The organism is Sporosalibacterium faouarense (assembly GCF_016765695.1).
Classification (GTDB): domain Bacteria; phylum Bacillota; class Clostridia; order Tissierellales; family VENL01; genus Sporosalibacterium; species Sporosalibacterium faouarense.
This window is the reverse complement of the sequence record NZ_JAETGO010000034.1, coordinates 98,990-120,913: the sequence shown is the minus strand read 5'-3', so window position 1 is coordinate 120,913 and position 21,924 is coordinate 98,990. Positions and strand designations below refer to the sequence as shown.

Here is a 21,924-nt window from a genome sequence, read left to right as displayed (position 1 = left end):
GGCAGGCAACCAATACGATTCGCCTGCCCTTTTCATCTGACAAAACTGTAGTAGCAATTTTTGCTGCTGCTTTTAGTGTCGCTGGGTCTATTGCCATGTCTCATTCCCCCTCTATTTTGGTCCAATGTGCCAATCCATATATAAATCTCCATCAATGGTCACATTATCATTTAAGTTAATTCTTAACATCCCGTCAGGCGTCCACGTGTCTATTATTTCAGCATGAACACTGTACCTTCCATCGGGAAACCAAAGCGGTGTGAAATGGACTCGGCCATTATAAGTTGAATATTTATTTTCCTTGAAAGCAAATTCACCATATTCCCTTGCATCCAGCAACCTCCAATAAATATCATAATGAAACTCTGGGAAATAAGTAATGACATTTTGAGCATTGGTAACATGAGAACTTGGGGCATTGGTTGTTGGGAAGGTTGAAACATTGATATTTACACCATAACCTGATCTCATAACCTCTCCATCAGCAGTTGGAGATTTTTCATCTGGTTCCAATGTCATCGTGCCTGTGAGACTGGCATTATAGTTTGTATAATCATATTCCCAGTGTCCTTCATCTACCCAATGACCGTTATCAACCCACTCACCTCGATCAACCCAGCGATATCTTCTGTGCCCCGGACAATAATCATCATCTCCATCACCATCAGTATCCCTGCATCCACCAGAATGATGATAGGTATAGTAATCCTTCTGCCAATCAGATTCCCATTCCCATTTTGGATGCCATACCCATTTTGGAATCCAGTTACAATCATACACACCCCAGTTCGCATTAATTTTCTCTGCTTTTACCGGAATACTTGGTAAGGTAAAATGATCGTTTCGGTCATTGGCCGTTGGATTTGGTGGTTCGCTCAAGCTTAAATCTATAACTTTACCAATTAAAGTAGCACTTCGACTTGTTCCATCAATTTTGGCTGCACTATTACCACTAACATTTACTTGAATTGTTACATCACCAGGTACACTTGGAGTATGCCATTTAAGCCAGACCAGTTCTGAACCGCCATCAGGAATAACAACTTCTGTACTCTTTGAATAGCCATTGGCACTTATGGTAACAGTAGCTGTATTCTTAACTGGATTGTTATAGGCAGCTTCACTTTCATGGCGGTTATCAGGCGTTATGTCATCACTTGCGTAAATTCGAACTGACGTAATAACATCTGTGTCAACACGATACTCATAGTCATACTCTGTATCATTTTCAACTACATTGACCGCATTCGCCTTTAATAGGCGCATACCCCAACCACCGCCTGCTATGATACGATCTAAATCCCAATACACATTATCAGGAAGTGCCGACGTTACCGGATAACCAAACCAACTTTCTTCTAAAAAAATGGAATTTGGCAAATCAGAATGGGTCATACCTGATATATATTGTCCATCAGCTCCACCCCTAAAATTAAAATATCCTAGCTTTTGAGCTAAGGCATATTCTGTGGCAGTAAAGGCTAATATAGTTGTACGGTCTTTTAGGTATGAAATAATCACAGGTTCATACACAATAAGCCATGGCACTTTATTTTGATATTGGCCATCAACTTTTATGGGCAGGATTTCTTCTGCGGGATAGGATTTTGTTTCACCTTCTATGGTAAATGTCATGCTTTCCACCAATGTTTCTCTTGTTATTCCTTTTTGAGTTGCAAAGGCATCAATAAAATAGTTGAGTGTTGCTGTATCACCAAAATAGGATTTCACCGAATTAATATTACCACCATTTGTAATAGGGATTGGTGGCGGATTATCTACAATAACCATAGAATCGCCATTCGGTTCTAATGCACTCCCCTTTTGATAATTCACTTTATTTTCAATGCCATAGAAAACATTTGATGGCATTGAAAAGTTTGATGGTTTAACATATATAGGCCTTGAACCAATCATTTTCCAGTCCGAGCTTAAACTTGTATTCTTGTCAGCTTGATCTGACAAACCAACATATACAGATACTTTGTACATGTATTCACTGCCACGGTAAAACCCTTTACCATCTAGAGCATTGCTAGTATCACCTGAGCCTGTATCAGCATTGTCGTCGGCATAAACTGCTATAGAACTCAAAAAAATCATACCAATAAGCATGACTATCATTATATTTTTTAAAGACTTCATTTTCCATATCTCCTTCCATAAAAATAGAGACAGCTCATATTTGAACTATCTCCACATGATTTTTCGTATTTAAAATTTATCGCCAGTACCCGGAACATAATCACTTAAATCTGATCCATCAATTTCTTTAGGATTCCCTGCATTAGCTGGGTTAGCAAAAGGATTTTCAGATGGTGGTACTAAATTGCTTTCACTTGATTGCTCTTCCTCGATTACTACTGACTCTGGTTCTGTTGTTTTTTCAGTTTCATTTACCACAACAACTTCCTCAGGTTCAATAACCAAATCTTCTTCATTGTATTCAGGTACATTATCCATATCCTCTAAATCGTCATTGGTTTCCGGTTTGTCCTTTGGTGCTTCTAGTTCTGGTTTTTCTGGTGGTTCAGGCATCGGCTCCTCAATGGAAGTAACTTCTGCTTTGTCTTCTATCAGCTTCGTTTCAGTATCCTGAATTTTAGGAACTTCAACAACTTGTTCAATTTCATCTGATTCTTCAATTTTTTCTACAACAGGTGCATTATTTTCAATATCAGATAATACATTGTCCTTTCCAACTTCTTGAGTATTGAGCTTCGAAAAAATCAAAGCACCGAATATTACTGCAACTATGATTAAAGATGTTCCTGTAAACAAAGTTATTTGTTTTGAATTCATTTTTTTCATATTCCACGACCTCCTTAGGTTTCGTTTATAATTAACTTTACTTCTTCTAATTTTTCTTTCAGCATATCAACTTTATATTGAAGGATTTTCTTCCCTTCTTCTGTCAATTGATATATCTTCTTATTTCTTTCCTGACCGTTCTCATCGATCTGTTCAATGAGCTCAAGCTTCAACAACTTTTTTAGGGTTGGGTACATTGTTCCAGTTTTTACTTCAAGTCTACCTTTTGTGATATTTAGTATGTCTCTTGTTAGTTCGTAACCACTCATCGGCTCCTTTGACAATGCCAATAAGATATAAAAGCTTGGTTCATTCAGATTTATAGATGGTTTATTTTTCATGTTCATCAACTCCAATAACGATATGTATAAATTATACATGTTCTATATATACATATTATCATGAGTGATTTTATTTGTCTATACTTCACTTATTTTTTTAGAACTTTGGACTATATCCAGCATTAACTTTAAGTCGAATCTCCATTGGCGGTAAGTGCTCCCAACCAAAGGATAAAGGTACAAGAAGTGTCACCCAGGCTTCTGCTTCAAATCTGTTGTTATTGTCACTCATTGCAAAAGGCGCATTATTAATCTGAATATCCAAATCGTATAAGCGATATTCCAAATACCCACCTGCATATTTATTTCCACCGATTAGTCCCAGTTTATCACTCAATTTCATGAGCACTGCACCTGAGTCAACTCGCTCTACCCATCTATCCATTTCATTTAGCTGATAACCACCAGAGTAGCCTTCTCTTAAACCGTTGTAGACTTCATCATAGTTTTCAGTCGCTACTGCAATAACAGAGGATTGCAGGGCATCTCTGACACCACTTGCTATTATTTGTAATCTTAAGTATTCACTTGCAACTGTAAAGAGAAGTATCAGACATAAAATAATGACAATGGCAAAGAGTGCTGCATTCCCTTGTTTATCTTTTATGATTTTCATCACTTGTGATATACCTCCGATCTACCTGTTGCCTTAGCGGTCAAGGTAATGGGAAAGGAGCCAAATTCGAAAAATCCAATATCTACAGGTAATGTTAAGACAACGCTAAACTCTTCATTGAGATCAATATTCCCTGACGTAGACCAATTCACTGTTGGATCAATCCCAAGACTTGCCCTAAGTTCATTTTTCTTAGCTGTGGTTTCTGAACCAATGCGTCCTTCAATTTCAGCCACTCTTGCAAGCTCGTTTGCAAATGTGTTTAAATCCCCCTTCACCACAAAAACAGGATATACCTTAACTGCCATGGCAATGACCATCATCGCTACAAGGACAACCACCACGACATCAATATATCCCTCTCCCCGTTTCGACTTTAAAATCTCTATCATTCGACCACCTCCTAAAATAGTTTCCCAAGGGTTTCAATAATTTCAACAAACATAACGGATAGATACATCATCAAGAAGCAAAAGAGCATGGCAAAGGAATATTTCCTTATCTTTGCCGGTCTTTTCATGGCGATTGTCTTTAATCGTTGTAATTCTAATTGTTTCAAATCATGGGACAGCATTTGAAAATACACAACACCATCATCACCTCTTAGTACACCAATAAGCCCACGAATCGTTTCAGACAACGATGGGCTGTTGAGCCTTGCTTCCATTCTTGTAAGGGCTGATTCATAGCTGCCTGACTTCATGTCTGCCACGGTAATCTCTAGCTCATTTTTAAAACTCTTGCCCGTATTTTGTTTGTACGTTTCTAGGATATTAAGCACATTTCGATTGGCTTTTAATTCCTGAGATAAGGTAGAAACAAAACGTGGCAATTCAAACTCGATATCTTCTCTTCTTTTTCTGACAGCTTCATCAGCACTTCGGATTTCTTTGAAATAAACTGCTACTGCTAAAAACAATATGACTGGAAATACCATCGGGAAAATAAATAAAGCAGGGATTATAAAAAGTAGCATCATCCCCGCTTTTAGCCAAGCTCTCGCAACAAATGTTTCTGGTGAGAGCTTTATATTTGCTGATTTTAAAGTCGCTGTAAGTCTTCGTCTACTGTAATCCGTAAGACGAACTATTTTAGATAATCTAATAGCCCACTCATTGATTAACACTTCAAGATTCTTTGATTTTTTTCTTTCCCTTTTATCTATGACGTGAACCGCTTTAATAGCTCGTCCTGAAGGCAGCTTTAATACATCCTTCAAAATCAGATACACACCTAAAGAAAAGGCCATCGAAAATAAAAGTAAAATTTGTATCATCATATCCCCCTTTCTACCTTTTGTATTCCACAGGCTTAGATAATTTAACGACGGCTGCCAATGAAACAAATATGACGATGCCACAGACTGCCAGTACAAATTTACCAATGCCTGTGAACATTAACGTATGGTACCAATCTTTATTGAGCATATACATGAGTGGTATGTTGCCAACTAATAATATTGCCATGGTAACAAATTCTTTAATTGGTTCATACAGAAGATAATCAAGTTCAGCTGAAACCATCCGCATATCTGATAATTTAGATACAATAGGTGTCAGCGTACTTTTAAGGTTTTTATCTTCCTGACAGTCAATGAGCGCATCTACCCACTCATGAAATACTGAACTTTCTATTTTTGGTTTTAAGCTCTCAAGTGCCATTTTTGTATTGGCATTAATCAATTTCGTTTGTGTTAAAAAAGCATGAAACACATTCTGAACCGGTGGATTGATATAGTTTACGTTTTCTTCTATAGCTGTGATAATACTCTCACTTCTTAAATAAGATGTTGTAATGACTGATAAAGCTGTTTCCAGTTCACTAATTAATCCCTTTTTCCATTTTGTCGCTGTAAATTGGACGTACCAAAAAGGAAGTAGTGAAAACCCAATAGCTAGTACCGGCACAAGGAACATATTCCCTAGTGTAATGGCAATAAAAAAGCCGATGGTCATAAATACAAGTGAGAGCATGACGATCAGCATAAATAGATTTTCTTTATTGGTCATTTGTAATACGTGTTTGGTTTCATCAATGAGCTTTTTCAGTCCTTTTTTCTTTTTCTTTGTGGTTAATGTTTTGATTCTTTCATTTAATGCCTCTTCCTTTTTAGCTCTCTTTTTTAGAATATCCGTTACCATATCAAAGGGTGAAAGTCTAAATGCGACAAAGAGACCACTAATCATTACAATAAATGCGATAAGCAATAAACTATTCATGGCTACCACCTCCCTTAAAACGTTTTAATAGGCTACTTGGCATACCGTTTTCTAAAAGCCTTTTCTCAAGGGATGATGATATGTCATTGACCTTTTCATATTCTCCAATGATTTTAAGTTTTCCGTCTATAAATGCATTATCTATTACATTGAATTTATACAGTGTCCTGATTGCTCTTGAACCATCTTCTTTGATCTCGCACTCGGTAATTTCCATGATATGCCTTGAGTTGTCTTCTAGCTTCTTTGAAAAAGCAACAATGGGAAAGGCTTCTGTTACCAAATTATAAAGGGTTCTTTCATCCATATCATATCGCTGTTTACAAAGGGTTACCATTCGATAATAGGTAGCAATACAAGAGCTGGCATGTATCGTAGTAGTTACCCCATGCCCTGTCCTTGCCGATTCCTGAGCGAAAAAGGCTTCTTCCGACTTCATCTCAGCAACACAGATATAATCTGGGTTAACTGTAAGTCCTGTTTCAAGCAATTTAACCATGGTAATATTCTGTTTTGGATCATCACTATGTCGTGTTACAGTGTGGATAACATTGTTGATAACTTCACCTTTTTCATTTTTCTTGACTAAATTAAACTCTCTTGTACCGTTTTCAATGGTATATAGCCTCTTATTATCCGGTAGTGTTGAAAGAATCCAACTCATGAGTGTGGTTTTACCGCTAGACGTTGCGCCTGTTATACAGAGACTTTCACCATATCGGTGTGCAAGTGACAGGAAGTCTAGCATTTCCTCGCTTGCTGTATTCTGTCTGATGAAATCCTCTTTGACCAGTTTCTTGGGATTGACGATACGAATAGAAACTGCAACACCAATAGCAGGATCAATAACACCTTGTCCTAAAACTGTGATTCTAATACGTTCCGATAAATGACCTACAACAATGGGCTGTGACTGGTCAAGAATCATACCACTTTTATGAAGCAGTCTTCGGATGACATCAATGGCATGGCTTGGTGAATTAAAGGTTTCTTTTATAGGTAAAATATCGCCATTTGAATAAGTGACCTTAATATCATTCCATGCGTTAATATTGATTTCTTCTATGTCACTACGAAACAAATACTTGGTTAGGAATGAATACTCCGCCATTTCTGAGTATAGGGTTTCTACCAACTCATCTAGGTTCATATCTTCAACCGCTAAAGAATAGTCCATCAGATACTTAGTAATATAGGACTTCATCTGGTCTTTTTGATTTTCACTGTCATGGGATATTAAAATTGCATATTTCCCTGATATATATTCCTGCACTTCATGAAGGATATCAGAAAAATCCCGGATATTCTTTGCTGATTCTAAAAACACGCCACTCATCTACGCATCACTCCCTTTTTTGAGAAAAGCAATTTTAAGTTTCTTTTCCTTCTTCTTTTCTTTTTTCTCATGATCATCTTCACCAAAGAACAATATATCCATAAGGCTTTGAAGTTGCTTATTGTAACCCTCGCTTTTTTTATCTGTTAGTGTTTCAAAGAGTCTCGCTTCTAGTACTTGTCGTTGAAGTTCCTCACTATAATCCAGTTCATTCTGAATGCCACCAAAACGATTCCCAACAATATCTTTAGGCATTTCTGGTTTCACATTGGATAATATCTTAGTATGATTTGCCAGGTTGTATTTTCGCTCTTCCAATAAAGGTAACGAAGCGTCATAGAAACTAATGGCTTTTAAGTCTGGTGATATTAAACGAATGACTTGATCTGATAATTCAAGTGCACCTCTTGACAGTAAATCATGGTGAAACTGACTACTGCAATCCACAATAATGTGATCTGCAAGATGCTTTAACAGAATGAAAAAATCAAGAACTCTCTCTTTCCCATAGTCTGCATAAGTTCGAATATTCTCACCATGAAGATAGCTTAAAATACTTAAGTTTTTGGTATTCTGGACTGGAATGCACTTTTTCAAAATATTTTCCTGTGAAATCTGAATAGAAGACAATAACGCTCCTAATGACTGATCCTTTGTTTCTGTAAAGGGAAGCACGGTATGAATAGCCGGAGTGAATGGATTTGCCATCACTAATATGACACTTTTATTTTTTTTAACCAGTTCATTTGCAATCTTAATGCTGAGAGTAGTTTTTCCGCTATTGGGATTGCCCCATATAGCAATGATTTTATTATTCTTCATCGTTATCTTCCTCCAATTGTTCCCCAACTTCTTGGCTAGTTCCTTGTACCTCATCTTCTTGATTGGTAACATCGGGTTCATTTGCATCCTTTTGCGCTTCATCAATACTTTCAGATAATATTAACTTCTGTTCATCCAAGAACTTATCTGCATTTTCCTTTGTACCACGATACACAAAAACCACATGAATTTTACCCTTGGCTTCCATTTCTGCAAGGAGTTTTGCTTGTTCATAGGTTGCCTTTAATGTCACTGTAACCGGTAATTCTTTATCTTTTTCTATTGCTTCTCGATCTATTTCATATTCATCTGTATCAAGACCCGTTCCGGCTGTCACTGCTAGCACCTCTACATATTGAAGTTCCGCAGGACTTACTGTTTCTCTCATATCTCCAAAATCAGAAGCCATAACAGTAATAATATCCCCTGGTTCTAATTTTCCTGACAACCCAGCAGCAAAGCTTTTAATGCTGACAGATATGGCTCGTTCACTACCATCAAAATCCGTCAAATACTCATAATTTACAAGCGGTTTACTTGAAATCTTAGAATTTAAAATATAGTCACCTGTATGAAGTTCTGTTAAGGCATAACTACCGATGATGTTTTCTTCCTGACGTAAAACTGTATGTGGCAGATTATATCCACCAATTTCAACCGTTTCTATCATCTTTGATGTAATTCGCTCACCCTTTTGAATATTCTCTGTTACTCTTGCGACCGATACCTTCTCAGAAATCGCCTGATTGAATAATGGGGTCAATCCAAAACAAATAATAAGAGATAGCACGATACTGGCTATCCCTAGAACTGTCCTGTTTCTTAATATTTTTTTCATTACTTGTATTCCTCCTGTCTTTTCTTGTTATTTTACTAGGAAATAGGCTATTAAACAGCCTGCTCCTAGATATGGGGCAAGGGGTATATTTTTAATCACCTTTTTATTTCCAATCACGCTATAAGCGAAATGAATGATAATCGCAAGCATTAGTCCAAGAATACTTGCCATATATCCAGCTTCCAAGCCTAAGCAAAAGCCACAAGCACCCATGAGCTTAATATCACCACCACCTATGCTGTTTTCTTTAAGAAGTGCCATTATAAAATAAGGCAAAGGAACAAGCATCAGCCCTAATACTGCTGATATAGGTTCAATATCAATCAATCCAATAAGAATGATTAGCACAGGTATATGATCCGGTATTGTTCTTGTCTTGAGGTCAATCATGGCAGCATAAGTTAATAGCATGATGAAGGATACCAATTGAACAATATGAATGTACTGCATCATATCAATCCATTTCATAGCCATCATCCTCGATTGCTTGATTTTCCTCTATAGTTCTTGCCAAATCCATAAGACTATTGTTAACTTCTTTTTCGACAATCCCTAAATCATTCGTTGATACACTTTTCAATTCAGAAGCTTTATAAACCTTATCTAGGATGTTTTCAATAGGGATAAGATTTTCAAAATACCTCTCAGTAAAATCAAACTGATCATCATATCGAAAGATACTGTAGGTCTGCATTTTTACTGTCATTTCTGTAATCAATCTAGGCATATCATAAGGTGACTTTTGCTTGAATTCTTCAATAAATTGCTGATATTCTCTTTCTACTTTTTCATGAAGAATACTTTTAAAATGTTCATAGTAAAGACATGTCGTATAGTCTTTAATGAAACGCTTATGATCAACCTCTTTTGTTAAATAACCGGAATCCACATAGAAATCATACATTCTTTCCAGTGGCTCATCTTGATTTACCATCAGTCCAGCAATATGATCAGGAATGTGTTCTTCCAAAAACCATTTTCTAATTGCATAATGGATACTTTCAGCAGTCATATAATTTTCACCAGACCTCAAATCATAATTACCATCCGAGATAACTGCCAACTCCTTATCCATCTTTGATAACACTTTTTCTTTATTAGTTGGTTCCACGTGCGCTACCTCCATTCATCTTGGTATTTGTAAGGATAATATTTTTGCGACCTGGCAAAGCGAACCATAAACCCGACCTGATCTACTACTGAAATATTGGTATGGTCTTTCGTCAACATCATGACGCTTCCTGCAATTGCAACAAGAATGGTAACAATACTTACCACCGTATTCTTAAAAATCAGATAATACATAATATCAAGGATGCCAACGACTATGGTTACCATAATGGTTTTTAATAACTCTTCTTTACCGAACCCGTCAAAAATCTCAACCCTTGTTTTCAATCCTTGTGGAATATACAAGGGATTCTTTTTTCTTTCTTCCATACGCACCTCCATCACATGTAATAGCTCATGACTAAATCTTTAATCTGCCATATGCTTTCTGCTAAGACATAAAAGATTACTGTGTTTTTCATTCTCTTTTTATAGCTAGCACCTTGTTCTTCATCAATTCCTATATGAATAAAGCAGTGAACGACTCTCAATACTGCTCCTACACGAATTAAAAGGATGAAAGCATCAGCCATTTCTTTTAATAGATCCACTGCCTCACCATCCTTCTATTTTCTAAATACTGCTTTTCCCATCTGGTATATTCGAGCAGTTGAGTAAATTCGGTTCATCATGCCACCACCACTGTTACCACTTGAAACGATCAAAAATTCCTGTAAGAACTTCGGTGTCCTTAAGGCTAATAACAGAGCTGCTAGTCCCCAAAACACATGGGCATTGAGCATTAATGAAACGCCAAGTTTTGCTAGTACAATCTGTACCAAAACTGCTGTTGTACTTTGAAAGAACTTTTGTATATAGGTTCTAAACACACCATTGTCTTGATCCATTAATCCCACACAAGCTAGGGGAAGTCCTATTCTAAGAATCAGAATTTCAAGTCCTCTTGTTAGGAACTGTATATACAGCATAAAGAAGCAGATGAAGAAGATGATGGACACAATACCTGTGAAAATCCCTGCGCTAGTAATACCGGTAATAATGGTACTAAAATCCGTTGCCATATCATTAGAGACAGTGGTAATTAATTCATTGCTTAAGTCTTCAACAATTTCTGACAACCAGCCATATAATGTTGGAAAACTAATGGCGATGGCAAGTGACTTAAAGAAACCTGTAAGTAGCATAATGGGTTCAATCTCTGCATCACCTTCCGTCCATAAAATGTATCTCTCAAAGCCTTTTTTTAGAAATTTTAAGACAATCAGTGAAACACCAAATGAAAAGAAAATATCAAATATTCCACTTATGCCGCTAGTTCCAAGAAGTGTATCCATATAGTCTTCTGCATGAAGGGCAATGGGAACAAGGCCATCTAAGAGTGTATTTGCATATGCCAAACAGCCTGTTAATATTGCTCCAATTAATAGCATGATGACATACTCCATCGCTTCCGACCTCCTTTCAGAAAGAGTGGCCTAAGAATAACTTAAGCCACTTTCTTGATATTTTCTTTCTACTCAAAGTGATACTTTACTGAATAGGTGATATTTGATTTGTTGTACATGCAATTGTGATTTGTATAGTAATAGAATTCTAGTTGAGAATAAACACCTGCATTTAACGTCTTACTGAATGTAATCCCGTTCTTGGTTGTTTCATAGTCAAGCTGATCCCATTTTTTAGTTGTCACATTATATCCTCGTACACGACCAAAATCACTTCCGCTATGACCGGATACAGGGGGCACGGTAAAGGTATATTCAGTAATCGTCGCTCCTTCCAGACCTTCTTCTAAAATAACAGAATCTGGACCAGTCAAAGTCATTCCTCCACCACCGTTCGCATCAGCCACGAAAAAGACAATGGCTGCCCAAGGCGATTCAGCTCCGGCGGCATCGACTGCCTTCACACGAACAACATTTTTCCCACGAGGATATGTCTGTGTTTCTGAACTTCGACCATCCCAAACATATGAAATCGAGTCTCCCTCAGGATCTGTACTTTGGGCTGTAATAGTGACAGGTGTCCCCGGTGAAACGCTGTTACCGCTTGGTGATCTACTAATGACCGGCGCTGTCGGCGCTGAGTTTCTTACAGTAAAGGTTTTTGCCAACCATGGTGAATAAAATCCGGCTTCGTCTTTTGCTCTTACTCTTACTGTATGCGTACCGACTACATAGTAATCGTCCGCTGTTCTTCCTTCGTATTCTAATGTTGTCTGATCACCATCGGCATCTGTTGCTGAGGCTTGAATATTAACCAAGAACTTACCATTCTTAATGGTTCTAGTTGGGGTTGCTGTTAATGTAACTGTTGGTGCTACATTTACTACAGTAAAACTCTTTTCTAACCATGGAGAATAGAACCCTGCCTCATCTTTTGCTCTTACTCGTATAATGTGATCGCCTACTTCATAATAATCATCCTCTGTTCTTCCTTCATGTTCTAACGTTGTTGCATCACCATCAGCATCTGTTGCTGATGCTTCAACTTCAACCAAGAACTTACCATCTTTAGTGGTTCTTGTTTGAGTCGCTGTTAACGTAACTTTTGGAGCTGCATTAACTACAGTAAAGCTTTTCTCTAACCACGGAGAATAGAAGCCAGCCTCATCTTTTGCTCTTACTCGTATAATGTGATCGCCTACTTCATAGTAATCACCCGGTGTTCTTCCTTCGTATTCTAATGTTGTTGCATCACCATCGGCATCTGTTGCTGAAGCTTCAAATTTAACCAAGAACTTACCATTTTTAGTGATTCTTGTTTGCGTCGCTGTTAACGTTACCGTTGGCGCTGCATTTACCACAGAAAAGCTCTTTTCTAGCCATGGAGAATAGAAGCCAGCCTCATCTTTTGCACGTACTCGTATCGTATGGGTGCCAACTTCGTAGTAATCATCAGGAGTTCTTCCTTCATATTCCAAGGTTGTTGCATCACCATCCATATCTGTTGCTGAAGCTTCAACTTCAACAAAGAACTTACCATCTTTAGTGGTTCTTGTTGGTGTTGGTATTGCAGATAATGTTACCGTTGGCGCTGCATTTACCACAGAAAAACTCATTTCTAACCACGGTGAATAGAAGCCAGCTTCATCTTTTGCTCTTACCCTTATCATGTGATTACCAACTTCATAGTAATCGTCGGGATTTCTTCCATCGTATTCTAACTTTGTTGCATCTCCATCGGCATCTGTTGCTTTGGCTTCAATGTTGACGAAGAATTTTCCTTCCTTAGCTGTTCGAGTTGGTACTGCTGATAAAGTGACTTCCGGTGCTGTGTTCGTCACTTCAATCCCCTCAGATGATTGATACATGCGACCGTAAGGATCAATAATTGTTGCTGTAAGAACAAATTCTCCGGTATCTCGGATTGCTATTTCTCCTCCATCATTTGTGAGTTCTCCTTCAAACTCAACTGATTCTTCATTTTTTTCTAATGTCCATTTCGCTTGATTTTCATCAAGGTTCAACGATCTCGTTTCCACCTCAAATGTCTTTCCGAAATGTATGGATTCCGGCATCGTAAACGTATACTGAATAACTGGATTGATACTTATTTCTTGACTATGGGAAAAACTTCGACCAAGAAAATCTGTTATCGTTGCTGTTAAAACATAGTCTCCCGCATTAAGAAAGGTTATTTTACCACCATAAGCATTCAGTTCACCCATAATGGCTTTATTCATAGAAATTTCTTCGCCATCTTTTGTTATCTTCCATTCAACAGGAAGAACACTATTGTTACCATGTGTTCTTATATCCATCGTGCTATCCGTATAGGCAAGTTCAGGAAGCTCAAAATCGATATTTAAGACCGGTAACACCTCTGTCCTATCTCCTGGTTCAAATAAGAATACACGACCGGTTTCATCAATTATTCGTGCGACCAATTCATAGATGCCTGCTCTTTTAAATTGAATGGTTCCTCCATCATTATTTAGTGTGCCATCAACATAAGTATACCAATCTTGAAATCCAAAGGTATTATCAAGCAACCACTCAACGGTCAAGTCATTGATCTCGGTACTATTTGCATCTACCTTTATGTCTGTATCCGTATGAGCGTATTCAGGAAGTGAATACGTTATAGTAGGTACCGGATATACCTTGAATGTTTGCTCATAACTATAGCTCCTTCCACCATCATCAGTGAAAGACGCTCTTAAAATGTACTGTCCTTTATGTTTAAAACGTAATTCACCACCTTGATTCGTTAATTGTCCGGTTGTAACCTTGGAAATCTCGACTGGTTCGCCATCTTTAAGTAAGGTCCAATCTGCACGATGTTCTCCAATTTCATTAAAAGTCGCTTCAACGGTTACCGTATCATCTGTATGAAATAGTTCAGGCAAATAAAAACCGGCAGAGCCTACAGGATATACCATAACGGAAGTACTATCTGTAAAGACTCGACCGGTTTCATCGGTAGCCGAAGCTGTTAAGTTATAGACGCCTTTTTCTTTAAAACGAATCCTTTGTTTTCCTGCAGTAATTTCACCCTCAATAAAATCAACAATCGGAACATCCTCACCATTTCGTACCAGAGTCCATTGAAGCTCCATATCTCCTATATTTTCTGTTTCCGTTTTGATGGTGATTGGTCTATCCGAATGTGTAATTGATTCCATCTCTAGGTTAATTTTTGCTACAGGATAAATGTTGATTGTATCCGATGCAGTAATAACCTTTCCCAAGTCATCTTCAATGGTTGCTATCAATTCATAAGTCCCTTGACTTTTGAATTGTACAGTACCACCTTCATTTGACAATTCTCCTGTAAAAGCTGAGTCCATCTCAATAACTTTATCATCTTGTTTAATCGACCACTCAAGATCTCTTTCTCCAAGATTTTCGGTTATCAAATCAACAATAACTGATGTATCCGTATGCGCTTTTTCTAGTAAATCTAATTCTGTTGTAATATTGGAATAGACTGTTATTGTCTGCTCATGGGTTACCGTTCTTCCTCGACTATTCATCGCTGTTGCCATCAGTGTATAGCTACCCATGGATTTGATTTTAACCCAACCACCATCAGCTGTTAACTCTCCTTCGATAGCTGTGTTAAGTTCGATAGGAATATTATTTTTGCTAACCGTCCATGTAACAGATTTGACATAACGACTCTCAGGTGCGATGTTTATTTCTTCATTTACATACGCAGTTTGTGGAATTTCAAAGTGATACTGTGGTGCAGGAACACGTGATGGGCGATGCTCTGATGTTTGCTCACGTTCTTTAGTTTCATCAATAAGTTCCACCTCATCCGTCGCTTCCTCCTGTACCTGGTCTCTCTCATCCTTGATTTTCTTCAACCGATCAAGCATAGAAAAAGCTTCTGCACGAGTAGCTTTTCCCTCCGGTCGAACCGTTCCATCCGGATATCCTGAAATAATTCCATGCTGTTTGCCTTGATAGATATATTCTAGGTCTTCTTTAGATAAACCAGCTATATCAGTAAAGTTTACATCCTCTGTGAAATTTTCCTCATGAGAATGTTCATAAATGGATCGAACCATCATTCTTATGATTTCTAATCGAGTAATCGGTACATTGGGATAGTAATACTGCCCATATTCTTCTTGGAGGATAATCCCTGCGCCAACAAGCTTTTCAATGTCTTCTTGAGCAAAATTTCCTTGGATGTCTTCAAAACCTGTAAAATCAGCCTCTTTATCCTTAGGCTGAAGCTTCGTTACTCGTGCAATAAGAGCAGAGAACTCTGCTCTTGTAATCATTGAATCCGGATGACACAGCCCATCCGGATATCCATGCACGATACCTTTTTCTGTTAGTCGATTTATGACGTTCTCTGCCCAATGCCCTTTTGCGTCAGCGAAAGAACTTTCTGTTGCATAAACCAACCCTGAAAAGTTGGATAATAATATACTTAAAACTAAAATAAAACTTAACCACTGCCTTTTATTTTTATTCATTGTCATCTCTCTCCTTTTATCCTGCAAAGTTAAACATTTCTTCAATACGCTCTTGCAAAGTTGGCAAAATTACGTCACCGAAAAGAGCGTACAAACCCGCTAATAGCAATGCTCCAATTACAATCGAGATCAAAATTTTGACGGCTGAATCAACCATTCCTTCACCGCTATTTCCCGCAAGAATTGCTCTTCCTTTAATCATTACTTTTACCATTTCCATTTGTGCTTTGTTCATTAACTTTCTCATTTCATTACCTCCGTAAGTTTAAATTTATTTTTTATTTTTAATCGAGACCTGCCCATGATTAAACGTAGTAACCAATAATCAGATTAAGTGTTGCAGAAGCTAGTACTGCTCCTATAACTGAAACAATCACCGTTACAATACGGTTGTTCCATTTCTTTTGATCGATTTCATCTGCTGCACTTCTTCTAATGAAGAAATAAATAATCAGCAAAACACCGACAATGGGAGCTAAAACCATTAGCCATGTCGTTACGTCTTGAATCAATTTTTCAGTGCCTTTGACAATCTGACTGTCCTGAACCGTATCTGCCATGACTGGAACCGATGACATCATCATCACGACCAGTGTTCCAAAGATTGTCTTTAAAGTATTCCTTGCTTTCATTTTTAGTGGTTTAAGTTTCACCTTGTTCACCGCCTTTCATATTTCGCATATAGACAAAATTCGATTTTTCTTCTTGGGTGTAATACTCCCAAATGTTCCATGTATCAATGGCATTAGGAGATTTTCTTACGTTACGATTTTCTTCTCTTTTTTCACGCACCTTTCTGTTGTGTTCTTTGTCTCCAAGCCCAAATAGGGTATTAAAAAACCACTCTGATAAATCTGGCAATTGCATCATTGCCGGGTGATTTCTCGAAGTGATTAATGTATATGGTCTATTAATTCGTCTGATTTCATCTACTGTTAAAAGTGCTCGATGGGTCAGATTAACGCTATGGGAACTTGATGGATTAGAATATTTACCATGAGACGAACTTAAAGAATAGGTGGATACAGTGTAGTTCCCCAGCTTCTTTGATATTTCATCCAAAGTTCCCAAATCATCTGCCTGAAGATAAAGCCATGTTTCACAGTTAGATTTAATAGTTCCAGCGACTTCTTTGCCATACTTCTCATCTAGTTGCATAAAACTTTGAAGAAATAAATTAAACCTTATACCCCTTCCACCACCAACTGTCAGCTTGTTTGCAAAATCGGGGATTTTAACAAAGTTACCGAACTCTTCAAGCATGAAGTTTACTCGTCTTTTTAATCGTCCACCTCTTTCATCTGCATTTTTAACCAGTTGCATATAGCATTGATTAACAAAGAGACTTGCCAAACTGTAATAGGTTGTCTTTTCATCAGGAAGAACAATAAATAGCACCTGCTTATCCGTTCCCATTTTCCTTAAATCAAAATCACTGGCCTCTGACATTGAATGGATCAACGGGTTTGTAAACAGCCTTAATGTTGTCAGCGCTGAAGTATAAAATGATCCCCTAGTTTTGCTTGGAGCAACTTCACTTATGGCAAGTAAGGCTTTTGCAGGATGATGTGCCGGCATGTTCTTCATGTATTTAATGATAGGCATTGCGCCATCCACCACTTTGCACATCTCACTGATGAAGAAATAAACATTGCTCATGTTCTGATATCTTCTGTCTTTACCATTACGATTGTCATAAACGACTGCCATAATTGCACTGGCAATAATACTGGCTTCTCCATTGGTCCATATTTTTTCATTATGGCTATTTTCCGGTACAAGGGCAGCTGTTAAATCCCATGTGGCATCAACTGCTTTAGGAATATCATTTTCATCAATGGCATCAATGACCGGCTGTAAGAAGTTATACCGATCACTCTTTAGAGGGTTTTTAAAATCAATGCAAATCACTTCATAACCAAGAGCTTCAAAATAGGGATAGGTATAAGTGAAGATTTCACCTTTTGGATCACTAATAACTAAGCTTTCAGCTGAAAGTCCCAGTAGTCCAACAGATTGAAGCACTACAGACCTTGTTTTTCCTGATCGTGTTGCACCAATACAGAGACTATGAGTATCCTCATCAATGTAAAATATCTTCTCAGTATCTCCCTCTTTATGAAAACCAACAACGATACCGCCTTGGTTTAGCTTGGGTAACGGATATTCCTGCGTATCGGTTTCTGGTAAGTCTTTTTCATTTGACTTTTCATTACTTCTTTCTGATAGTCTTTGAAGGGTTTCTCCTTGGGATAAGTTTTCTTTTTTTGAACAGTATTCTTTTTCTTCATCCTGCCTGATCCTTTCCATTAATATTTTTAGTTCGTTTCTTCTAAGCTTTATAGATTTAAACCCTTTGTTTTTTTCTTCTTCTGTGAGCCATCTAGCTGATCCAAATTGCATTTGTCCTGCTCTAACCGGCGTTGCTATATCAGGAGTAATTGCTTCTAAATCTGATTGATAGGGCTTCATATTTGCCAGATAGAAATAAATAGAGCACAGAAGGATAAAGCCTTGTAAATAAAGAAATAGTGACAAATGTTGACCACCTGCCGTCATACTTTCAAAACATGATTTTATTGGGATAAAAGATAACACCTTCATTTTTCCTGACAATAAAAAATGTAGGTTCGTGGAAAAATAAATATTCATCCATAAACCTACAAGAAATATTAGTGCTGATATCATCAGCTTCAGTTGTTTATACTTCATCTTTCACATCACCTCACAGTTCTATCCCGTCATCAGCAACCATTTCGAGGTCTTCAAGCTTCTCATGGCGTAGAATCTCCGGGACAATCAATTCGATTTTTTCAAGAATCGAACCGATGGCTTTTTCGTCCTTATAATTCAAGTTACCATTAAGTCCCACATAATTCACTAGGCTTGAATGGATTAACTTTAAATCTGTTTCGCCAAACATCCGATTGGCATTAATAAGTCCTGCTCGTTTAGCAAAATCTTCTTTTGCAGCTTCAAGACTTGTAAAATAATGCCCCAATGTAACGGAGTTACCATCATAGGTATATCGCCAAGTCACAAATTCAAAGCCTTCCTGCATTTTGCCCATAGCTAGAACATGTCCATCATGTTCTAAAATTTTACGATAGCCATCTTTTAATCCATCTGCCTGCAATGGTCTGAGTTGATTGTAGAGTTCCATTAATTTTGTCATTCAATCGTCCACCTTTCTACATACTATTTTCACTTTCTTTGTCCCAGTTAAGACCTTTTCCTTTCTTTGATTCTTCAATTTTTTCTTTGAGTGCTTCCCCTTCCAGTGTTGATAATGGATAGTTCTTACCGGTATCTAATGGATCATCCATTTTGACAAGTTGTACTGCCGATAAAAGCATTTCCATTTTATTTCGAGAAAGCTTAGCATCCATCCTCTGGCTGTTTAATTCAAAAGCTTTTAACAGCGCTTCCTTCGTAAAATGCTCTGGAGGATATAGCTTTCTGTTTCTGCATTTTTTGCCTTCCCCATTTGTAAAAGTAATATATTTTCTAGTATCACTCCAATTCACTTGATAGCCTAATGCATTCATATTGGCTATAAACTCCTCTTTGCTTCTGGCAATCCATTTTACTTTTTTCACAGCTAAATAAAGTTCATACTTCCAGCTATGTCCTTTTTCTTTAGAACGGTATTCGCCCCGATTGACATGGCTGCCTGATTTGCCCTGAGTAATAATTAATCCGTATTTTCTACAAATCTCATCGGAATAATCTTTCATCATTTGAAGCTCTTCAGCACTTTGTTTCCACTTAAGTCCAGTTTCTTCATTAACAGTATTCACGATAAAATGTGTATGAAGATGCTCCTTATCAATATGCACTGCATAGGCAATCTGAAAACCTTTAAAGGCTTCGATCTGAACCAGTTCATCAGCAATCTGTTTAACGATTTCAGGAGTCACCTTATCATATGGTGCAAAGCTCTGAGTAAAGTGGATATATTGCCTTCCTTTTGTTTTACTGTTGAGTTCTTTTATCATAAAGAAGTCGTTATAAGCCGTATTAACGTCACAGTTATGACCACCTTTAAGATTCTCTTCTGTTTTAGCCGGATTGATAATATATTTAAGAACTCTTTTGAGCGCTGAAAGGGTATTATTTTTCCCGTTAATAAATTCAATAACAGCCATAAGCTCTACATCTCATCTAACTCATGATCTAGTTCATTGGCTAAATCCTTTAAATCCTCAAGCATCTTCTGACTAATTTCTGCTTTAACACCTACAGCTTCATATAGATTCGATAATGCGCCAATCATTTTTTCAGGATTTTCTTCAAAAAGTTTTGATTGCCTGATGTCTTGAGATATTAAAAAATCTTGTCCTTCAGCATATTGTCCCTTAATTACAACATCCACTGCATAAGAACCGTCAGTAATACCTACAGTGGTATACTTTCCATCTGTCGGTAATTGATTGAAATAATCAGCAGCTTCCTTAAGTTCATCCATCCATTTGCAACCATGTCCAAACCGATAAATATGATATTTCATTTGTCATTACCTCTTTCCTTTTACTAATTTGCATAACTCATCCCATAAACCGGTAAATGCTTCTCTGGTTTTCGTTAGATTGATTTCCTTCATTTTTCCTTGATGGGCTAATACGGTTAACTGGTTTAAATTGTTACCGATTTTGGATAGCTCATGATTCATTCTTTTAATGTCGTCAAAAAAAATAATCTCCTTGTCCAGTGCGGACAGGGAGACATATCTGCTAATACTAAGATTTGCTTTTTTAGCTTTACCTACAATCTTTTGATATTCTTTTTCTGTAACTCGTAAGTTGATTCGTCTAGTCTTATTCAAAATCATCGCCTCTCTTCAAAACTAATAAAAAACTCAAAGTATTATTAAATCCCTTGAGTTTCGATTTCATAAAGTTTTACTTATTCTAATCTCAATATCACCAGTAACTAATATCACATCTGAATTTATAGTAATAGTCTTTCAAATTGAACCACCATCTTCGAATCACTAATTATCCACTCTTATTTTAACATTGAATGGCTGATTTTCTCCTTTGTAACAAAATACTCATGTTCCATGATATCATCATCTCTCAATCGTAATATGGGATTATCATGATCAAAAACATACCTTTCTTCATACGCATAATAGTCGTGCAACCTATTTAAAACTCTATTTATTACATACAATGGTTTGTTGTTTATTGCAGTGTAATCATCTGAATCAAAAATAACCTTTTCAATTGGTACGCAATATTCGAAACAAAAATACTCGCTATTCTTTATGTAATCATTTCCAATATTTTTATCTCCTAGATAATTTGCTAATACATTTATAAACTCAGGTACAGCAGCTAAGTCGCGAGCATAGTGATTTTTATATATTTGATCTTTTAACATAAAACCATTAAAGCAGAAGTCAATTCTTCTAGTATGACCTAGGCGCCAACGTAGATAACTGCTCTCATGTTTATAATTATCATCAAGTGGTATTAGTCTACCATTAAACAGTAAATTCAACTTAGTTCCTTCAGGCTCAAAAACGATCCCGTGATCTTTTAAGAATAAGCTCATTGTAGTAGGTTTTGTCAAAAGTTCATATAGATTTAAGCCCGGACTATCTTGATAAGTATCATTTAACCTTCTGCTAAGATGAAAAAATAACATGTGGGTTAGTTCATCATAATTAATTCTTGTTTCTATAAAACTATTGATTACATCATTAAATATTTGATCGTCAGTAAAAGAATCTTTATTAGATTCTCTATCTGCTTCGTAGAATAAATCTAATAATTCTTCTTTACCAATTTCAAAATACTCAAATAAAGATCTTTCCATATCAAGTTTTGAATATGTGTCAATAAATATTTTCATACTGGATCCTTTCATCTCCCATTAATTAAAATATATGTTATACAATATACATTTTATTTAAATCACTCCACTATTT

24 protein-coding genes are annotated in these 21,924 nt (G+C 37.0%); all 24 read right to left on the bottom strand.

Annotated elements, in window-relative coordinates:
• Nucleotides 1–111 precede the first annotated feature (111 nt).
• A complete protein-coding gene (locus JMO20_RS05345) occupies nucleotides 112–2,145 on the bottom strand; it encodes a DUF8195 domain-containing protein (RefSeq protein WP_202708504.1) in 2,034 nt (677 codons plus the stop codon).
• Between the two features lie 69 nt (nucleotides 2,146–2,214).
• Complete coding sequence (locus JMO20_RS05340) at nucleotides 2,215–2,811, bottom strand: DUF6550 family protein (RefSeq protein WP_202708503.1); 597 nt, start codon at nucleotides 2,809–2,811, stop codon at nucleotides 2,215–2,217.
• Between the two features lie 14 nt (nucleotides 2,812–2,825).
• On the bottom strand, nucleotides 2,826–3,152 hold the full coding sequence (locus JMO20_RS05335; protein ID WP_202708502.1) for a PadR family transcriptional regulator: 327 nt from the start codon (nucleotides 3,150–3,152) through the stop codon (nucleotides 2,826–2,828).
• Nucleotides 3,153–3,249: 97 nt separating this feature from the next.
• Nucleotides 3,250–3,771, bottom strand: a complete 522-nt coding sequence (locus JMO20_RS05330) for a hypothetical protein (RefSeq protein ID WP_279380056.1) — start codon at nucleotides 3,769–3,771, stop codon at nucleotides 3,250–3,252.
• Nucleotides 3,768–4,160, bottom strand: coding sequence for a DUF4320 family protein (locus JMO20_RS05325; protein ID WP_202708501.1), 393 nt, complete (start codon nucleotides 4,158–4,160; stop codon nucleotides 3,768–3,770). Before JMO20_RS05325 ends, JMO20_RS05330 begins: the two co-directional genes overlap by 4 nt.
• An 11-nt stretch (nucleotides 4,161–4,171) precedes the next feature.
• Nucleotides 4,172–5,044, bottom strand: coding sequence for a secretion protein F (locus tag JMO20_RS05320; RefSeq protein ID WP_202708500.1), 873 nt, complete (start codon nucleotides 5,042–5,044; stop codon nucleotides 4,172–4,174).
• Between the two features lie 13 nt (nucleotides 5,045–5,057).
• Nucleotides 5,058–5,987, bottom strand: coding sequence for a type II secretion system F family protein (locus tag JMO20_RS05315; protein ID WP_202708499.1), 930 nt, complete (start codon nucleotides 5,985–5,987; stop codon nucleotides 5,058–5,060).
• Nucleotides 5,980–7,323 (bottom strand): CpaF/VirB11 family protein, encoded by a 1,344-nt coding sequence (locus JMO20_RS05310; protein ID WP_202708498.1) that lies wholly within the window; start codon nucleotides 7,321–7,323, stop codon nucleotides 5,980–5,982. Before JMO20_RS05310 ends, JMO20_RS05315 begins: the two co-directional genes overlap by 8 nt.
• Entirely contained in the window at nucleotides 7,324–8,145 is an 822-nt protein-coding gene (locus tag JMO20_RS05305; protein WP_202708497.1) for an AAA family ATPase, read from the bottom strand. It lies immediately after the preceding gene.
• Nucleotides 8,135–8,983 carry a Flp pilus assembly protein CpaB gene (gene cpaB, locus JMO20_RS05300; protein ID WP_202708496.1) on the bottom strand — a complete coding sequence of 283 codons (849 nt, stop codon included), beginning with the start codon at nucleotides 8,981–8,983 and terminating at the stop codon, nucleotides 8,135–8,137. Before cpaB ends, JMO20_RS05305 begins: the two co-directional genes overlap by 11 nt.
• Before the next feature lie 27 nt (nucleotides 8,984–9,010).
• On the bottom strand, nucleotides 9,011–9,451 hold the full coding sequence (locus JMO20_RS05295; RefSeq protein ID WP_207753442.1) for a prepilin peptidase: 441 nt from the start codon (nucleotides 9,449–9,451) through the stop codon (nucleotides 9,011–9,013).
• Entirely contained in the window at nucleotides 9,438–10,094 is a 657-nt protein-coding gene (locus tag JMO20_RS05290) for a hypothetical protein (protein WP_202708494.1), read from the bottom strand. Before JMO20_RS05290 ends, JMO20_RS05295 begins: the two co-directional genes overlap by 14 nt.
• A 5-nt stretch (nucleotides 10,095–10,099) precedes the next feature.
• Nucleotides 10,100–10,423 (bottom strand): hypothetical protein, encoded by a 324-nt coding sequence (locus tag JMO20_RS05285; RefSeq protein ID WP_202708493.1) that lies wholly within the window; start codon nucleotides 10,421–10,423, stop codon nucleotides 10,100–10,102.
• Nucleotides 10,424–10,434: 11 nt separating this feature from the next.
• Entirely contained in the window at nucleotides 10,435–10,644 is a 210-nt protein-coding gene (locus tag JMO20_RS05280) for a mercury transporter (RefSeq protein WP_202708492.1), read from the bottom strand.
• Nucleotides 10,645–10,659: 15 nt separating this feature from the next.
• Nucleotides 10,660–11,499 carry a conjugal transfer protein TrbL family protein gene (locus tag JMO20_RS05275; RefSeq protein ID WP_202708491.1) on the bottom strand — a complete coding sequence of 280 codons (840 nt, stop codon included), beginning with the start codon at nucleotides 11,497–11,499 and terminating at the stop codon, nucleotides 10,660–10,662.
• 68 nt (nucleotides 11,500–11,567) lie between these two features.
• A complete protein-coding gene (locus tag JMO20_RS05270; RefSeq protein ID WP_202708490.1) occupies nucleotides 11,568–15,989 on the bottom strand; it encodes an S-layer homology domain-containing protein in 4,422 nt (1,473 codons plus the stop codon).
• Between the two features lie 16 nt (nucleotides 15,990–16,005).
• Complete coding sequence (locus JMO20_RS05265; protein ID WP_202708489.1) at nucleotides 16,006–16,236, bottom strand: DUF6133 family protein; 231 nt, start codon at nucleotides 16,234–16,236, stop codon at nucleotides 16,006–16,008.
• Between the two features lie 58 nt (nucleotides 16,237–16,294).
• Nucleotides 16,295–16,642 carry an Mbov_0395 family pilin-like conjugal transfer protein gene (locus JMO20_RS05260; protein ID WP_279380055.1) on the bottom strand — a complete coding sequence of 116 codons (348 nt, stop codon included), beginning with the start codon at nucleotides 16,640–16,642 and terminating at the stop codon, nucleotides 16,295–16,297.
• Nucleotides 16,632–18,701, bottom strand: coding sequence for a VirD4-like conjugal transfer protein, CD1115 family (locus tag JMO20_RS05255; protein ID WP_202708488.1), 2,070 nt, complete (start codon nucleotides 18,699–18,701; stop codon nucleotides 16,632–16,634). The genes JMO20_RS05260 and JMO20_RS05255 overlap by 11 nt, the downstream gene beginning before the upstream one ends.
• Before the next feature lie 13 nt (nucleotides 18,702–18,714).
• Complete coding sequence (locus JMO20_RS05250; RefSeq protein WP_202708487.1) at nucleotides 18,715–19,164, bottom strand: hypothetical protein; 450 nt, start codon at nucleotides 19,162–19,164, stop codon at nucleotides 18,715–18,717.
• Between the two features lie 16 nt (nucleotides 19,165–19,180).
• Complete coding sequence (locus JMO20_RS05245) at nucleotides 19,181–20,137, bottom strand: relaxase/mobilization nuclease domain-containing protein (protein WP_202708486.1); 957 nt, start codon at nucleotides 20,135–20,137, stop codon at nucleotides 19,181–19,183.
• Between the two features lie 5 nt (nucleotides 20,138–20,142).
• On the bottom strand, nucleotides 20,143–20,499 hold the full coding sequence (locus JMO20_RS05240; RefSeq protein WP_202708485.1) for a hypothetical protein: 357 nt from the start codon (nucleotides 20,497–20,499) through the stop codon (nucleotides 20,143–20,145).
• Nucleotides 20,500–20,505: 6 nt separating this feature from the next.
• Entirely contained in the window at nucleotides 20,506–20,814 is a 309-nt protein-coding gene (locus JMO20_RS05235; protein ID WP_202708484.1) for a plasmid mobilization protein, read from the bottom strand.
• 182 nt (nucleotides 20,815–20,996) lie between these two features.
• Nucleotides 20,997–21,848: a hypothetical protein gene (locus tag JMO20_RS05230; RefSeq protein ID WP_202708483.1), complete on the bottom strand. Its 852-nt coding sequence runs from the start codon at nucleotides 21,846–21,848 to the stop codon at nucleotides 20,997–20,999.
• Nucleotides 21,849–21,924 lie beyond the last annotated feature (76 nt).

Bases quoted from the DNA above. Each gene is read 5' to 3' on its own strand.
- JMO20_RS05275 (WP_202708491.1), bottom strand. From the start codon at position 11,499: ATGGAGTATGTCATCATGCTATTAATTGGAGCAATATTAACAGGCTGT.
- JMO20_RS05335 (WP_202708502.1), bottom strand. From the start codon at position 3,152: ATGAAAAATAAACCATCTATAAATCTGAATGAACCAAGCTTTTATATC.
- JMO20_RS05310 (WP_202708498.1), bottom strand. From the start codon at position 7,323: ATGAGTGGCGTGTTTTTAGAATCAGCAAAGAATATCCGGGATTTTTCT.
- JMO20_RS05305 (WP_202708497.1), bottom strand. From the start codon at position 8,145: ATGAAGAATAATAAAATCATTGCTATATGGGGCAATCCCAATAGCGGA.
- JMO20_RS05270 (WP_202708490.1), bottom strand. From the start codon at position 15,989: ATGAATAAAAATAAAAGGCAGTGGTTAAGTTTTATTTTAGTTTTAAGT.
- JMO20_RS05255 (WP_202708488.1), bottom strand. From the start codon at position 18,701: ATGAAGTATAAACAACTGAAGCTGATGATATCAGCACTAATATTTCTT.
- JMO20_RS05315 (WP_202708499.1), bottom strand. From the start codon at position 5,987: ATGAATAGTTTATTGCTTATCGCATTTATTGTAATGATTAGTGGTCTC.
- JMO20_RS05345 (WP_202708504.1), bottom strand. From the start codon at position 2,145: ATGAAGTCTTTAAAAAATATAATGATAGTCATGCTTATTGGTATGATT.
- JMO20_RS05265 (WP_202708489.1), bottom strand. From the start codon at position 16,236: ATGAGAAAGTTAATGAACAAAGCACAAATGGAAATGGTAAAAGTAATG.
- JMO20_RS05320 (WP_202708500.1), bottom strand. From the start codon at position 5,044: ATGATACAAATTTTACTTTTATTTTCGATGGCCTTTTCTTTAGGTGTG.
- JMO20_RS05295 (WP_207753442.1), bottom strand. From the start codon at position 9,451: ATGAAATGGATTGATATGATGCAGTACATTCATATTGTTCAATTGGTA.
- JMO20_RS05250 (WP_202708487.1), bottom strand. From the start codon at position 19,164: ATGACAAAATTAATGGAACTCTACAATCAACTCAGACCATTGCAGGCA.
- JMO20_RS05340 (WP_202708503.1), bottom strand. From the start codon at position 2,811: ATGAAAAAAATGAATTCAAAACAAATAACTTTGTTTACAGGAACATCT.
- JMO20_RS05245 (WP_202708486.1), bottom strand. From the start codon at position 20,137: ATGGCTGTTATTGAATTTATTAACGGGAAAAATAATACCCTTTCAGCG.
- JMO20_RS05230 (WP_202708483.1), bottom strand. From the start codon at position 21,848: ATGAAAATATTTATTGACACATATTCAAAACTTGATATGGAAAGATCT.
- JMO20_RS05325 (WP_202708501.1), bottom strand. From the start codon at position 4,160: ATGATAGAGATTTTAAAGTCGAAACGGGGAGAGGGATATATTGATGTC.
- JMO20_RS05240 (WP_202708485.1), bottom strand. From the start codon at position 20,499: ATGAAATATCATATTTATCGGTTTGGACATGGTTGCAAATGGATGGAT.
- JMO20_RS05285 (WP_202708493.1), bottom strand. From the start codon at position 10,423: ATGGAAGAAAGAAAAAAGAATCCCTTGTATATTCCACAAGGATTGAAA.
- cpaB (WP_202708496.1), bottom strand. From the start codon at position 8,983: ATGAAAAAAATATTAAGAAACAGGACAGTTCTAGGGATAGCCAGTATC.